A 13,703-nucleotide genomic window follows, 5' to 3' on the forward strand; every position below is an offset into this window, starting at 1 on the left:
GCGGACCAGTGCGCTGGAGCGGAGGCGGCCGCGTGGATCGATGAAGCGTCCGATGTGGAGGGTCTCCCGGCCGACGCCGTCGCTCTCGAAGATGCGGTCGATGGCGTCGAGCGTCTGGAGTCCTCAGGGGGAATGAACCACCAGAAAGGAGTCGCCCAGGACACGGCGGAGACCGCGGCGGACCGGCTCCGGATCAGTGGCACTCGCGATCCCGAACCACCCGCGTTCGTCGCAGTGGGCGACGTAGGACACGAGCCCGGACTCGCGGAGACCGTCGACGACAGCCATCACGTCCACCGCGAGGACTTCCGCTCTCGTCGCCCGGCCGCCGGCGACGAGAGGAGGCTCGGCACGGTCGCCGAGAGCGTCCGGGAATCGCACCGGCTCTCGGAACGGGACGATGCGGGCCTCGGTGATTCCTTCGCCCCGCCAGACGCCCTCGACCGTGACGACGTCGACGCAGGCGGGAGCGGACTCGAGAGTCAGCGGAACGCTCGGCGCCGCCTGCTCGACGACGATGTCGTAGAGGCCGGCGCCCACTGCGGCAAGGCGGAGTCCCCCGGCCACTCGCTTCAGCCGACCGGTGGCGACGACGCCATCGCCGGCTGCGACGACGAGCGAGGAGATCGGTCGGAGATCCCCGTCCTGGGCGCTCATAGCCCAGCCAGCCCCGTCGATTTAGCCGTCCGCGTCGCACCCATACCTGGATGATAGGAACATGGGGTCGCTATGTCGACCGTGGCGCGTCACGACCGGCGCTCCTGCTGCTCGAGGAATGCGCAGCGCGTGTCGCGCCGGCGTTCTGCAGGAGAGCCGATCTCGACGCGCCCGCTGCGCGGGCTACTCGATCAGCATGGACGAGCCCAGCGCGGCCGAGACGCGTGAACATCCCGGCAACCCTGCTGGTCACGGAGCTCGCAAGGAACGGGCGCGCCAGCGCGCCATCATGCTGGTCGAGTAGCGCGCAGCGCGTATCGAGACCCCGCACTCTGCAGAACGGTGGATCTCGATACGCCCGCTGCGCGGGCTACTCGATCAGCATGATCGGCCCATCGCGGGCGCGAGCACGCCGCTCCTAGGCGACGTCGGCGAGGTCGAACGCCCAGTCGGCGTAGAGGACCGGGGGGTCGCCGGCCTCCACGACGTCGACGCGGTCGAAGCCGGCCTCGACGCAGATCGCGCTGTCCTCGGCGTCGTCCGCGGGGACGTACGCGTGCACGAAGCGCGGCAGCGGGAACGCCGCCGCCTCCTCGAGGAGCAGGCGCACCGAGCGCGCCACGACGCCGCGATCGCGGGCTGCGGGAGCGATGCTCCAGCCCGTCTCGTAGGCGAGGGCGCCACGCGAGTGGCCGTACCAATAGCCGATGGAGCCGACGCAGTGCCCGTCGAGCTCGATCGCGTAGAAGAACCCGCTCCCCTCGGCCCAACCGCGCAGGTAGCGGTCGTGCCGGTCGAGGAACTCGTCTTCCGTTTCGAGACGCTCTCCGGACTCCGCGAGATCGCTGCGGAGTGCGGTGACGTCCGCCTGCGGCCAGGGCAGGAGGCGGAGGGTCTCGGAGTGCTGATCGATGCTGACTGTTCTGTGGTCGCTTCCGGGTTCGGGTCCCGTCACGCGATCCGATCCTTCCTCTTGAAGGTGGACCGACGCCCTGCCGCTCCGCCAGGTGTTCGGAGTCGCAGGTCGATCGGATGGCCGCCGGGTGTGGGCAGCCGAGATGTCCGCCCTATCTTCGACCCCTTGGAGGAGCCTTGGCGGGAACCTTGCGAATCTAGCCCCGGACGGGGGGTGCTACCTGCGAAAAGGCTGGTCGCGGGCTGATATCGCGCGCCGATTCCCCCGTCGATCCGCGCAGAGAGGGCCGTTTCGGCGGAGTCGTGCGCCGTGATCGCCGACCTCGCGGATTCGCTCCGGGCTCACGCAAGAAAAGCGCGCGCCGCGGCCCATACGCTCGGGGATGGGCCGGATCCGGCCCGAACCACCCGGTTATACGAGCGTGAGGAGGATCACCATGTCGCAATTCGTGCAGAGCACCGTCGTCGGAGAACCCGAGGTCGTCGAGGACCGCGTCGAGACCTCCCGCGCCTGGCTCCGCCTCAAGGCCGCGGCCACCGCACTGCAACCGCTGCAGGCGCAGGACGGCTCGCTGGCCGACCCGGACCGCCTCGAGGACGCCCGCTCCGAGATCGAGCGCCTCATCGACGCTGTCCGCACCCTCGCGCCCGCCTTCCCGCACGACGCCGCCTACCTCGAGGCGCTCGTCGTCGACTTCGAGCGCTGGAGCGCCGAGGGGCTGGGTGTCCCGGACTTCCTCGACTCGCTGCAGGCGTTCCAGCCGCAGCTCGACCGCGTCGACGGGCTGCGCCACCTGGTCGTCTTCCCGATGCTCACGCAGAACGGCAGCCGCGACCGCCACGTCGAGGCCGTGCTCGTCGAGGTCGTCTGGCCGCGCTTCGTCGCCGAGCTCGAGGCGGGCGACTACTCGAACGCGCTGTTCGTGCCGGTCCGCTTCGTCGACTTCACCGCCGGCTACGACACCGACAGCGCCGTGCTCTTCCCCGAGACCGTCGCGATGCGCGCCGTCCCCGCCTTCACCTGGGGCGCGATCTTCGCCGACCGCGAGGCCGCGCGCTTCCGCCGTGTCGTCTCCGCCGCCGCGGAGATCACGCGGCTCGAGCTGCCGGAGGACGCCCGCCGGATGCTCGAGGACCAGCACACCGCGGAGGAGGCCTTCGTGATGTGGGACCTCATCCACGACCGCACCCACATGCGCGGCGACCTGCCGTTCGACCCGTTCATGATCAAGCAGCGGATGCCGTTCTTCCTCTACTCCCTCGAGGAGCTGCGCTGCGATCTGACCGCGTTCCGCGAGTCCGTCGCGATCGAGCGGCGCCTGGCCGGCCAGGAGCACCGCGACGGCGAGGAGGAGGCGCTCGCGGCGCGGGCGCGCACGGTCCAGTACGCGATCCTCTTCGACCGGCTCTTCCGCTTCCCGCTGACCGGCTCTCGGGTGCGCAACTACGACGGGCTCGGCGGCCAGCTGCTCTTCGCCTGGCTGCACCAGCACGGCGTCCTGCACTGGACCGACACCCGGCTCGCCTTCGAGTGGGACAGCGTCGCGGACGTCGTCGTCGCCCTCTCGGACGCCATCGACGAGCTCTACTGGCGCTCGATCGACCGGCCGAAGACCGCGCACTGGCTCGCCGCCTACGCGCTGGTCGCGGCGACGGTGACGCCGCACCCCGCCTCCGCCTGGGCGCGCGGGCTGCCGGACGAGGTGCTCCTCGGCGCTCCGCGCAGGCTGACCGACGCGGTGCTGGACGACGAGTTCCCGCTGTCGATGTTCTACGAGGCCCTCGGCAGGAAGATGGGCGACGTGATCGCGTCGACCGCGGGCATCACCGGGCGCGACTGACAGATCGCGTGATTCGCGCAGAGGGCCCCGCCCGTGCCGATCGAGCAGCCCGCGCAGCGGCCCCGCCCCTGCTGATCGAGTAGCCCGCGCAGCGGGCGTATCGAGATCCACCGTCAGAACGCGAGTCTGCAGACCCGCACTGCTGAGGCCGGCGGGTCTCGATACGCCCCTGCGGGGCTACTCGACCAGCATGGGCGGTGGCGACTCGACCAGAAGGGGAGGAGCGTCATGCGGCGACTCGCGCGGCGGCCCGCCCGACCGTCGTCGGTTAGCGTGGGGCGCATGCCTCCTGGCGCCGTCGCTGCCGACCCCTTCGATGCGGGCTGGACTCGGCGAGCGCCGACCCGCTCCGCCTACGTCCGCGACGCCGTCGCCGCCGGCGTCCTGCTGGTGGCGACCCTCGTCTCCGTCGCGCTCTACGCCTCTGCGGGCTTCACCGACGCCGCGCACCCCGCCGTGAGCACGCTCTGGGCGCTCGCGATGACCCTCCCGCTCGCCCTGCGCCGGCGCTTCCCGTCGACCGTGGCGGTCGCTCTCACCGCGGTCTACGCGCTCGGGCTGATCCTCCAGGTGCCGGAGTCGCTGTTCAACCAGATCTGCCTCTACCTCGCCCTCTACACGGTCGGTGCCTGGAGCCGCGACCGGCGCCTGGCGCTCATCGTCCGCACGGTCATCGCCGTCGGCATGCTCGGCTGGCTGATCGTCACCCTCGCCACCGGCGCACCTGTGAGCAGCCCGCTCCCGGCGGAGGAGTCGGCCGGGCTGCTCCCGCCCTACGTCGCGGAGTCGGCGCTGGCCGTCGTCGCGAACCTCCTCTACTTCGGCAGCGCGTACGTCTTCGGCGACGCGTCCTGGCAGTCGGCGCGGCGGCTCGAGGCGCTCGAGGCGCGCACCGCCGAGCTCGACGACGAGCGGGAGCGCTCCTCCCGCCAGGCGGTGTCGTCCGAGCGGCTGCGCATCGCCCGCGAGCTGCACGACGTCGTCGCGCACCACGTCAGCGTGATGGGCGTGCAGGCGGGGGCTGCACGGCGGGTGCTCGCGCGCGATCCGGAGCGGGCGGCCACGGCGCTCAGCGCCATCGAGAGCGACGCGCGATCGGCGATCGAGGAGCTGCACCGCATCCTGATCGCCCTCCGCGCCGAGGACACCGCCCTCGACCCGCTGACCGACGCCGCCTCGACCCGCGGGGTGGCGCAGCTCGAGGAGCTCGTCCTCGCCGCGGCCGGCTCCGGACTGCCCGCCGTGTTCCTCACCGTCGGCGAACCCCGGGACATCCCGGCGACCGTGGGCCTCAGCCTCTACCGGATCGCGCAGGAGTCGCTCACCAACGTGCGCAAGCACGCCGGCCGCGGGGCCACCGCCGAGGTGCGGCTGCGCTACCTGGACGACGCGGTCGAGCTCGAGGTCGCCGACGACGGCGGCGAGGGCGCGCATCCCGTCGCCGCGACGTCCTGCGGGCTCGGGCACACCGGCATGAGCGAGCGCGCCGCGGCCGTCGGCGGCACGGTCGAGACCGGCCCGAGCGGCTCCGGCTACCTGGTGCGCGCGCACGTCCCTCTGACGAGCGTCCGCGGGGGGTCCGGGGAGCAGGTAGCGTCGTCCGAGGTGTCGTGGGGGCGCCGGGAGCGAGCGAGCGGGGGGCGCGCATGACGGCCGATGTCCGGGTGCTGCTGGTCGACGACCAGGAGCTCGTCCGTGCCGGCTTCCGCACCATCCTCGAGTCCGAGCCCGGGATCGTCGTCGTCGGCGAGGCCCGCACCGGGATCGAGGCGATCGAGCGGGCCTCCGACCTGTGCCCGGACGTCATCTGCATGGACGTGCAGATGCCCGGCATGGACGGCCTGGCCGCGACCCGCGAGATCGTCAAGGATCCGCGCCTGTGCTCCAGCGTCCTCATCCTGACCACCTTCGACCGCGACGACTACCTCTTCGAGGCGCTGTCCTCCGGAGCGAGCGGCTTCCTGCTGAAGAACGCGTCGCCGGAGGAGCTGGTCGAGGCCGTGCAGGTCGTGGCCCGCGGCGACGCGATGCTCGCACCCGACGTGACGCGCCGCGTGCTCGAGCGCTTCGCGACGGCGCCGGCCCGCGCCGAGGTCCACCCCGGCATCGAGGAGCTCACCGACCGCGAGCGCGAGGTGCTCGTGCACCTGGCCCGCGGCTCGTCCAACGCCGAGATCGCCGCCGAGCTCTACGTCGGCGAGGCCACCGTGAAGACCCACGTGTCCAAGATCCTGATGAAGCTGCGCGTCCGCGACCGCATCCAGGCCGTCGTCTTCGCCTACGAGCACGGGATCGCGGTGCCGGGGCGGTCCTGACGCTACCGGCGAAGCCGGACCGCCGTTTTGCGTCTCATGTACAAAAATGTATACACACGATGTACATTTTTGCCATGTCTCTCATTCCCCGGCTGCTTGGAGATGCCCTTCTCTCCTCCGATGCGAAGGTCGTCGTTCTCGAGGGAGCGAGGGCCGTCGGCAAAACCACTCTCGTGCGCAGCGTTCTCCAGAAGCGGGGCTTCTCCTACACTTCGCTCGCCGACCCCTCAGTGCTCCGCCGAGCGACCTCCGACCCGGGCGGCTGGCTGCGAGGCCTCACCTTCCCCGCGATCATCGACGAGGCGCAACTGCTCGAAGCGCTTCCGCTCCTGGTCAAGGAGCTCGTCGACGAGATTCCCGGCGCGGGCACGAGAGTCGTCCTGACCGGCTCAGCGTCCATCGCTCGGACCGGACTCGGCGGCGCCGACGCCCTCACGCGACGCTCCCGCCGGTTCAGCATGGGTCCGCTGACGGAGTGGGAGATCGGAGGCCAGGAGGGTTCGATCGTCGACCTCCTCTTCGATGCAGAGATCGCTGCAGGAGGGCGCACCGATCTCGACGAGTCGACGCTCCTCGATCGGCTCACCAGGGGAGGCTTCCCCACCTACGTCGTCCCCGATGTCATCAGGACACGGCGCGACCTCTCGCTGGACCTGCGGTCGGACATCGAAGGCCTGCTCTCAGATCAGGCACTCGCCGGCCGTGGAGTGGACACTCTTGCCGCCCGCGCCGCCTTGGACGGTCTCATGCGCACACCGGGCGGTATCTTCAACGCCAGTCGCCTCGCTCAGCAGCTCGATCTCGACCGCCGAACGATCGATCGCTATCTCGGAGTCTTCGAGCGGGTCTTCCTCACTCATCACCTCCCCAACCTCGCCACCGCGCCGCCACGCCAATCCCATTCGCGCGCGAAGATCCACCCGGTCGATACGTCCTTCGCCGTGGAATCGATGACCCGAGCCGGAGTCGATCTCCGTCAAGACCGTGAAGCACTCGGAGCGCTTCTCGAAAGTCATGTCGTCAACCAGCTGACGACCGCGGCCGGCTGGTCCGACCACGAGATCCGCGCCTTCTACTGGCGTCCAGCGGAGAAACGAGGGCGAGAGGTCGATCTCGTGATGATCGACGAACTCGATCGCACCGTCGGTGTCGAGATCAAGGCGTCACGCTCGGTCCACGAGCGGGACATCGCCGGACTCATCGCTCTCGGTGAGGGACGAGGACTGCACAGAGGCTTCGTGTTCCACAACGGCCCCGAGGTCATCCGGTTGCGAGAGAACATCTGGGGGCTCCCCCTGGCCGTCCTCGACGGATCCCATCCGCTCGGCAGGGCCGGCGATGCTCGCATCTCAGAGAGAGAGGTCGTCACTGTGCCGGATCCGATCGTCGGAAGTGACGCCTCGATCTTCATCAGTCACGTCCACGCAGACGACGCCAGCTCGCGCGGGCGAATGATCTCCTTCGCCAAAGATCTCGCCGACCGCTACGAGTTCCTGACGGGCGGCTCCCTCCGTCTCTTCATCGACCGCGACGACATCTCCTGGGGGGAGAACTGGCGACAGCGCCTCAGAGCAGAGGCGAGCACGACGACCTTCCTGTTGAGTTTCGTGACCCCTCGCTACCTCAGCAGCGCCGCCTGCCGGGAGGAGTTCCTGGACTTCCGGCGGGCAGCGACCGCGGATCCCGGGCAGAAAGTCCTCCTCCCGCTCATCTGGGTGGATCCCTCGGCGAGCGGCGTGATGTCCGACAAGGACCCGGTCTGGTCAGTGATCAAAGAGACGCAGTGGGTTGCGGCCACAGATTTCCGGCTGCTCGAACCGGGAAGTGTCGAGTACGACACCGTGCTCGACCAGCTGACGCAGCGGCTCCGCATCGCTGTCGCGACCGTGGCCAAGGACAGGACGGAGACGTTCACTCAGCGTGGAGAGGACCCCGACGAGGACCGCGACCTTCTCGAGACCCTGGAATCCCTGGAGGCGAGTCGGACAGACATCGAGCGCGCGGCCTCCGGCCTGAAGGATGCGATCGCCTCGATCAGTGCCGTGTTCTCCGGTCGGCCTCCGCTCCGGACCGGACCGACGTACGCGACTGCGCGAGCCCTGTCGGAGATCGGGGCGGAGCTGGAGCAGCCCGTGGCACGACTCGACCACGCGGCGGAGGAACTCGGTGCGGTGTGGCAGGGCGTGGACAGCGATGTATCGCGCTTGGTCTTCCTCCTCAGCGGCACGCCCGACGAAGCGTCCAAGCGCATGCTGTTCGAGATTCTGGACGGCCTGGTCCGAGCTCTCGACGTCCCCGGCGCGAGCGGGCTCGATCAGCAGCTCGCGCTGCTGGGCAACCTGTCGCGGCATCTGCGCCCCATGAGTCGTTCGATGAGCGCCGCACTGCGCCTCCTCGACGGCGTCAAGGTCTCGGCGCGCGCTTGGCGGGACAGCCTCGCCGGGCAGGGGTGAACCGCGCCGCAGAGATCCGATCGTGCCCGCTGCCGAGCCCGATCGCGTCCGTTCGGGCGTCAGCGCCGAGGCTGGGCCGGTGCCGGACGTGGCGGGATTCGACGGACGAACTCCATGCGGATGTCGGGGGCGATCTTCCGATCGAGCACGACCGTCATGTAGCGGCCGTCGACCCGGGCGCCGATCGCGACCACGTCGGGGTCGGTGTCGACGCGGTAGCCGCGCAGCGCCTCACCGTCGACGACGACCGGGACTCCGCGCACGACGTCCTCGTCGCGCAGGGCGGCGGCGACGACCGGCATGCCGCCGCGGCGGGTGCGGACGCGACCCGGGAAGGTGTTCCTCAGCACGTCGCCCATGTGCGCGGCGAGACGCGACTCGAGCGGGCGGCTGCGCTCGGCGGGGATCGGCACGGAGGTGCGCACCGCCTCCCACAGCACGGGATAGCGCATCCGCGTGACCTGATCGACCATCCACGGCGGGAGGTGGTCGTTCTCGGCGCGCTCGATCGCGCGCTTCTGCTCGGGGGTGAGCGGGACGTGGTTGACCGGGTCGGCCCGGTTGCGCGGATTCTTGAAGAACGAGTAGGAGAGGGAGATCTCGACGAAGCGTCCGAGCGCCATGGTCTGCGCCGCCGCGAACTCCTCGAGGCGGGGCTGCGGGGCGAACGCGAGGACGGGATCGCCGAAGCGAGCCGCGATCTCGTCCACCCCGGGAGGGGCGGGCATGTCGCGGACCGCCCCCGAAGTGTCCATGCGCATAGGACAAGAGTGGCCTGCCTCCCACGCGATACCAACTTCTTGACGGCAATCGGCTTTCAGAGGACGGTCCGTTCACATGCCGGAAACACAGGGAGCGACGGCGCCCGCCACCAGGATCGATCCGCGGCGGGCTGCGAGGATGGGGGAATGAGCGCTCTGCACGATCCCGACCTCCGCGGCTTCGCCTCCGACAACTACTCCGGCGTGCACGAGGAGGTGCTCGCGGCGATCGCCGCGGCGAACGGCGCCCACCAGGTCGCCTACGGCGAGGACGTCTACACCGCGGAGCTGCAGCGCGTCTTCCGCCGCGAGTTCGGCGAGCAGGCCGAGGCCTTCCCCGTCTTCAACGGAACCGGGGCGAACGTGACCGGTCTGCAGTCGATGCTGCCCCGCTGGGGGGCGGTCGTCTCGGCCGGAACCGCGCACATCAACTCGGACGAGGGCGGGGCCCCCGAGAAGGTCGGCGGGATCAAGATCCTCACCGTCGAGAGCCCCGACGGCAAGCTCACGCCGGCGCTCGTGGACGAGCAGGCCTGGGGCTTCGGCGACGAGCACCGCGCCCAGCCGCTGGTCGTCTCGATCACGCAGTCGACCGAGCTCGGCACGGTCTACACGCCGGAGGAGGTCCGCGCGCTCGCCGATCAGGCCCACGAACGGGGGATGCGGCTCCACATGGACGGAGCGCGGATCGCGAACGCCGGAGCGGCCCTCGGGCTGCCCCTGCGCGCCTTCACCAGCGACGCCGGAGTCGACGTGCTGTCCTTCGGCGGCACCAAGAACGGGATGCTGCTCGGCGAGGCGATCGTCGTGCTCGACCCCGAGGCGTCCAGCGGGCTGACGTTCCTCCGCAAGACCAACATGCAGCTGTCCTCGAAGATGCGCTTCCTCTCGGCGCAGCTGCTCGCGATGCTCGGCGAGGACGGCGAGGCGGAGCCGCTCTGGCTGCGCTCGGCCCGGCACGCGAACGCGATGGCGGCGCGGCTGCGCTCGCAGCTGGACGAGGCCGTGGCGGCCGGGCGGATCACCGGGCTCGCCTTCACCCAGCCGACGCAGGCGAACGCGGTGTTCGCGACCCTGCCGGCGGGGGTCGCGGACCGGCTGCGCGCCGCCTACCGCTTCTACGACTGGAACCCGGCGACCGGCGAGGTGCGCTGGGTCTGCTCGTTCGACACGAGCGAGGACGACATCGACGCGTTCACGGCGGCGATCGAGCGCGAGCTGGCCGCGTGAGGGCGCGCGCCGTCGGGGCGGGGGCGGCGCTGCTCGTCGCAGCCGGCCTGCTCGCGGGCTGCACGGCGGCCGAGCCGGAGACGAGCGGGACGGCGTCCGCGACTCCCTCTGCGACTCCTCCTGCCTCCGCGTCCGCGTCGCCGACGCCAAGTCGCTCCTCCGCCGCCCGGCTCGACTGCGACGCCCTGCTGCCGGTCGCCCGCGCGTCGAGCGCCCTCGGGATCGCGCCCGGCTCGCTCGAGGGCACGCGGGACGAGACGGTGCGCTCCTCGGCCGAGCTGATCCGCGAGTCGGCGCAGGAGAACGGCGGGCTGCTGACCTGCGCCTGGTACGAGGAGGACGGCACGGCGTCGATCACCGCCTCGGCCGCCGAGGACGCCGCGGACGCGTTCGCCGCGGCCGGTCTCTCCGGCGGAACGCGACTCGCGACCGACGTCGAGGCCTACAGCGCCTGCTCGGTCGAGATCTGCTCCGTCGATCTCCTCACCGGCTCGACCTGGGTGACGCTCGCGCTGACCGGCTCGCCGGCCGACGCCGACCTCGCGGCCCTCGCCACGGCGACCGCCGCGGCGGCCGGCGGCCGGCTCGACGAGCCGGTGACCGCCACCGCTCCGGTCTGTGCCGAGGTGCTCACCGGCGAGCAGCTGGCCGCGACGGCCGGGCTCGTGGACGCGACCCCGGGGAGCGGGACCGAGGGCGTCGCGCCGTCGACCGCCTCCGCGGCGGCCGCCGCCCGCGCGGGCTACGCCTCGTGCACCTGGACCGATGCGACCAGCAGCAGCTACGCGGGCCTGAGCGTCGACGTGCTGCCGAACGGCGAGGACGGCTGGCGGAACCTGTCCCTGACGACCGGGCTCGCCGTCACGCTGACTCCGCTCGACGGTCTCGGCGACCGCGCGCTCTCGGGCTGCGGCGGCGGCTCGTGCGAGGTCGACGTGCTGGCCGACGACACGTGGTGGCGCGTGCTCGTGACGGGCGACGCGGCCCGCGCCGAGGCGGTCGCACGCGCGGTCATCGCCGGCTGATCCCTTCCGCGAGATGCCACTTGTGCACACGTTTCACGGCGTGTCGCGTGCACAAGAGGCATCTCGCGGGAGGGAGGGGACGGCGCGGTCAGGGGCGCCAGTAGTCGTAGTGCGAGGACTCGCGGCAGCCGAGGGACGCGTAGAGGCGGCGGGCGGCGGCGTTGTCGGCGAGCACCTGGATCCACAGGCGGTCGACGCTTCGGGCGGCGGCCTGCTCGAGCAGGGCGCGGAGGAGCGTGGCGGCGTGGCCGCGGCGGCGGGCGTCGGGGCGAGTGGCCAGCGCGAAGAGGCCGCACCAGCGCTCGCCGTCCTCGGCGGTCGCCCAGGAGAGCCGGCCGCAGGCGGCGGGGCCGCTCCCGTCCCGCAGCAGGGCGTAGGCGGAGTCGCAGCCCGCGAGGATCCGCTCGGCGATCCTGCGCTCGGCGTCGCCGCCGCGGCCGTCGACCGACCACCAGAGCGAGAGCCACTCCTCGCCGGGCGCCTCCGTCGTCTCGACCGGCTCCGCGGCCTCCGGGGCGGCGGGGCCGAGCGCGGCGAGCGCCTCCGTCACCGAGCCGGTGAGGACGAGGGTGCGCTCGTGCCCGGCGTAGCCGCGGCGGGCGAGCCGCTCGGGCAGGTCGGCGGGGAGCGTCGCGGGGCCGAGCTGGAAGAGCGGCGGGATCCCCTGCTCGCGCGCGAACTCCTCCGCTGCGGTGATCGCCTGGTCCACGTCCTCGACGAGACCCGAGGTGAGCACGGAGTTGGCGCGCTTCGTGACGCCGCCGGCGGCGCGCAGCCGCCAGCCGCCGAGCGCGCGGCGCTCGAGGGGCGGCCAGGCGTCGGCGGCGAGTCGGTCGAGGAGGCGCGGGTCCATCCGTCCACGCTAGCGGCGGCCCGGAGCCGGGCTCGTCGGGTCGCGATCCGGCTCGGGGCGGGACCTCCGGCACGCGGAGACGGATCCGGCTCGCGGAAACAGCTCCGGCTCGCCGGATCCGCGCGATCGGGCGAGCCGAGGCGGATCCTGCGAGCCGGAGCAGGTGCTCCCGCGAGCCGGAGCGCGCGGTGCGGGGAGCGGGGAGCTACATGTTGATCATGTGGCCCTTGAGGCCGTGGAAGCCCTCCTGGAGCGCCTCCGACAGCGTCGGGTGGGTGTGCACGTTGCGGGCCAGCTCGGTCGCCGTGAGGTCCCACTTCTGCGCGAGCGTGAGCTCCGGGAGCAGCTCGGACACGTCCGGGCCGATCATGTGGGCGCCGAGGAGCTCGCCGTACTGCTTGCTCGCGATGAGCTTGACGAAGCCGGTCGGCTCGCCGAGGCCGTGCGCCTTGCCGTTGGCCATGAACGGGAAGGTCGAGACGGTGATCTCGTGGCCCTCGTCGGTCGCCTGCTTCTCGGTGAGGCCGAAGGAGGCGATCTGCGGCTGGCAGAACGTGGCGCGCGGCATCATCCGGTAGTCGCCGAGGGTCTGGGTCTCGGCTCCGGCGATGGTCTCGGCGGCGACGACGCCCTGCGCCTCCGCGACGTGCGCGAGCTGCAGCTTGGCGGTGACGTCGCCGATCGCGTAGATGTGCGGGACGTTGGTGCGCATGTACTCGTCGATGCCGATGGCGCCGCGCTCGGTGACCTCGACGCCCGTCTTCTCGAGGCCGAAGCCCTCGACGCGGGGGACCCAGCCGATCGACATGAGGACCTTGTCGACCTCGAGGGTCGACTGCGTGCCGTCCTTGCCGGTGTAGGTGACGGTGACGTAGCCGTCCTTGTCGACGACCGACTCGACCTTGGTGGAGGTGAGGATCTCGACGCCGAGCTTCTTGTACTGCTTCTGGATCTCCTTGGAGACGTCCGGGTCCTCGTTGGGGAGGGCGCGATCCATGAACTCGATGATCGTCACGTCGACGCCGTAGTTCTTCAGGACGTAGGCGAACTCCATGCCGATCGCGCCGGCGCCCACGATGGCCATCGTGTCGGGCAGCTCGCGGGTCATGATCTGGGTCTCGTAGGTGACGACGTTCTCGGAGAGCTCGACACCGGGGAGGAGGCGGACGCTCGCGCCGGTCGCGATGATCGCGTCGTCGAACGTCAGCGACTCGGAGCCGCCCTTGGTGAGCTGCACGTCGAGGCCCTGCGGGCCGGTGAAGGAGCCGGTGCCGTCGAACTCGGTGATCTTGTTCTTCTTCATCAGGAAGTGGACGCCCTTGGTGCGTCCGTCCGCGACGGTGCGGCTGCGGTCGAAGGCCACGCCGAAGTCGAAGGAGACGTCGCCCGAGATGCCGAACTGCTTCGCCTGCGCGTGGAAGATGTGGGCGAGCTCCGCGTTGCGCAGCAGCGCCTTGGAGGGGATGCAGCCCACGTTGAGGCAGACACCGCCCCAGTACTTCTTCTCGACGATGGCGACGGACTTGCCGAGCTGGGCGGCACGGATCGCGGCCACGTATCCACCGGGGCCTGCCCCCAGGACGACGACGTCGAAGTGCTGGGCCATGGATGATCCTCCATCAGAGTGGTGAGTTGTCGCGCGCGGGGAAGCAC

The 13,703-nt window shown here is 71.1% G+C and carries 11 protein-coding genes; 7 read left to right on the forward strand and 4 right to left on the reverse strand.

What is annotated here, in order from left to right; all coding sequences use genetic code 11:
* The first annotated feature begins 54 nt into the window (after window positions 1–54).
* Window positions 55–711, forward strand: coding sequence for a hypothetical protein (locus EDF22_RS20540; protein WP_148059223.1), 657 nt, complete (start codon window positions 55–57; stop codon window positions 709–711).
* A gap of 364 nt (window positions 712–1,075) precedes the next feature.
* On the opposite strand, the gene EDF22_RS16890 is transcribed toward EDF22_RS20540, so the two are convergent.
* The gene (locus EDF22_RS16890) at window positions 1,076–1,612 is read right to left on the reverse strand and encodes a GNAT family N-acetyltransferase (protein ID WP_159421751.1); all 537 of its coding nucleotides are present in this window, start codon (window positions 1,610–1,612) and stop codon (window positions 1,076–1,078) included.
* Between the two features lie 397 nt (window positions 1,613–2,009).
* On the opposite strand from EDF22_RS16890, the gene EDF22_RS16895 reads away from it, so the two are divergent.
* From EDF22_RS16895 to EDF22_RS16910, 4 genes are all read left to right on the forward strand, one after another.
* Entirely contained in the window at window positions 2,010–3,413 is a 1,404-nt protein-coding gene (locus EDF22_RS16895; RefSeq protein WP_123706027.1) for a DUF6421 family protein, read from the forward strand.
* A 282-nt stretch (window positions 3,414–3,695) separates the two neighbouring features.
* Entirely contained in the window at window positions 3,696–5,063 is a 1,368-nt protein-coding gene (locus tag EDF22_RS16900) for a sensor histidine kinase (RefSeq protein ID WP_123706028.1), read from the forward strand.
* Window positions 5,060–5,728, forward strand: a complete 669-nt coding sequence (locus EDF22_RS16905; RefSeq protein WP_123706238.1) for a response regulator transcription factor — start codon at window positions 5,060–5,062, stop codon at window positions 5,726–5,728. Before EDF22_RS16900 ends, EDF22_RS16905 begins: the two co-directional genes overlap by 4 nt.
* 74 nt (window positions 5,729–5,802) lie before the next feature.
* Entirely contained in the window at window positions 5,803–8,181 is a 2,379-nt protein-coding gene (locus tag EDF22_RS16910) for a DUF4143 domain-containing protein (protein WP_185020570.1), read from the forward strand.
* Between the two features lie 59 nt (window positions 8,182–8,240).
* Here the strand turns inward: EDF22_RS16910 and EDF22_RS16915 are convergent, their stop codons facing one another.
* On the reverse strand, window positions 8,241–8,936 hold the full coding sequence (locus tag EDF22_RS16915) for a hypothetical protein (RefSeq protein WP_133963572.1): 696 nt from the start codon (window positions 8,934–8,936) through the stop codon (window positions 8,241–8,243).
* 153 nt (window positions 8,937–9,089) lie between these two features.
* Here EDF22_RS16915 and EDF22_RS16920 point away from each other — a divergent pair, with 153 nt between their 5' ends.
* Window positions 9,090–10,172, forward strand: coding sequence for a low specificity L-threonine aldolase (locus EDF22_RS16920; protein WP_123706031.1), 1,083 nt, complete (start codon window positions 9,090–9,092; stop codon window positions 10,170–10,172).
* Window positions 10,169–11,197 (forward strand): hypothetical protein, encoded by a 1,029-nt coding sequence (locus tag EDF22_RS16925; protein WP_123706032.1) that lies wholly within the window; start codon window positions 10,169–10,171, stop codon window positions 11,195–11,197. Before EDF22_RS16920 ends, EDF22_RS16925 begins: the two co-directional genes overlap by 4 nt.
* An 88-nt stretch (window positions 11,198–11,285) precedes the next feature.
* Here EDF22_RS16925 and EDF22_RS16930 read toward each other — a convergent pair whose 3' ends face one another.
* Together EDF22_RS16930 and lpdA are read right to left on the reverse strand one after the other, a co-directional pair.
* A complete protein-coding gene (locus tag EDF22_RS16930) occupies window positions 11,286–12,050 on the reverse strand; it encodes an N-acetyltransferase (RefSeq protein ID WP_123706033.1) in 765 nt (254 codons plus the stop codon).
* 205 nt (window positions 12,051–12,255) lie between these two features.
* Window positions 12,256–13,656: a dihydrolipoyl dehydrogenase gene (gene lpdA / locus EDF22_RS16935; RefSeq protein ID WP_123706034.1), complete on the reverse strand. Its 1,401-nt coding sequence runs from the start codon at window positions 13,654–13,656 to the stop codon at window positions 12,256–12,258.
* Window positions 13,657–13,703 lie beyond the last annotated feature (47 nt).

It is taken from the genome of Rathayibacter sp. PhB127 (genome assembly GCF_003751665.1).
GTDB classification, from domain to species: Bacteria; Actinomycetota; Actinomycetes; order Actinomycetales; family Microbacteriaceae; genus Rathayibacter; species Rathayibacter festucae.

Excerpts from the sequence above, each read along its gene's own strand:
- EDF22_RS16930 (WP_123706033.1), bottom strand. The coding sequence starts at position 12,050 with ATGGACCCGCGCCTCCTCGACCGACTCGCCGCCGACGCCTGGCCGCCC.
- EDF22_RS16910 (WP_185020570.1), top strand. The coding sequence starts at position 5,803 with ATGTCTCTCATTCCCCGGCTGCTTGGAGATGCCCTTCTCTCCTCCGAT.
- EDF22_RS16915 (WP_133963572.1), bottom strand. The coding sequence starts at position 8,936 with ATGGACACTTCGGGGGCGGTCCGCGACATGCCCGCCCCTCCCGGGGTG.
- lpdA (WP_123706034.1), bottom strand. The coding sequence starts at position 13,656 with ATGGCCCAGCACTTCGACGTCGTCGTCCTGGGGGCAGGCCCCGGTGGA.
- EDF22_RS16905 (WP_123706238.1), top strand. The coding sequence starts at position 5,060 with ATGACGGCCGATGTCCGGGTGCTGCTGGTCGACGACCAGGAGCTCGTC.
- EDF22_RS16900 (WP_123706028.1), top strand. The coding sequence starts at position 3,696 with ATGCCTCCTGGCGCCGTCGCTGCCGACCCCTTCGATGCGGGCTGGACT.
- EDF22_RS16920 (WP_123706031.1), top strand. The coding sequence starts at position 9,090 with ATGAGCGCTCTGCACGATCCCGACCTCCGCGGCTTCGCCTCCGACAAC.
- EDF22_RS16895 (WP_123706027.1), top strand. The coding sequence starts at position 2,010 with ATGTCGCAATTCGTGCAGAGCACCGTCGTCGGAGAACCCGAGGTCGTC.